Below are 510 nucleotides of genomic sequence, written 5' to 3' on the forward strand. Positions count from 1 at the left end.
GTCACTTTTTGTTTGAACCGTATTTAGTTGAAGGTTCATCTATGTATCCCACATTACATGACGGAGAAAGGCTGTTTGTGAATAAAACAGTCAACTATATCGGCGAGCTGAAGCGCGGAGATATCGTTATTATCAACGGTGAAACTTCTAAAATCCATTATGTAAAAAGATTGATCGGAAAGCCTGGAGAAACCGTTCAAATGAAGGATGACACGCTTTATATAAACGGTAAAAAAGTAGCCGAGCCTTACTTGTCTAAAAACAAGAAGGAAGCAGAAAAACTTGGTGTCAGTCTGACAGGAGACTTTGGACCGGTTAAGGTTCCGAAAGGCAAATACTTTGTCATGGGAGATAACCGGCTGAATTCTATGGACAGCCGAAACGGGCTGGGACTGATCGAGGAAGATCGAATTGTCGGCACATCGAAGTTTGTCTTTTTCCCGTTTAACGAAATGCGTCAAACAAAATAAAAACGCCTTGCTGGCCTAGTGACAGCAGGCGTTTTTATTT

Annotated in this window: 1 protein-coding gene; it reads left to right on the forward strand. The window is 41.6% G+C overall.

Annotated elements, in window-relative coordinates:
* On the forward strand, window positions 1-470 hold a 470-nt coding region (gene sipT / locus ACWHAR_RS32325; protein ID WP_452089084.1), incomplete at its 5' end, for a signal peptidase I sipT.
* Between the last annotated feature and the right edge of the window lie 40 nt (window positions 471-510).

Source organism: Bacillus sp. LR--39, from assembly GCF_053613335.1.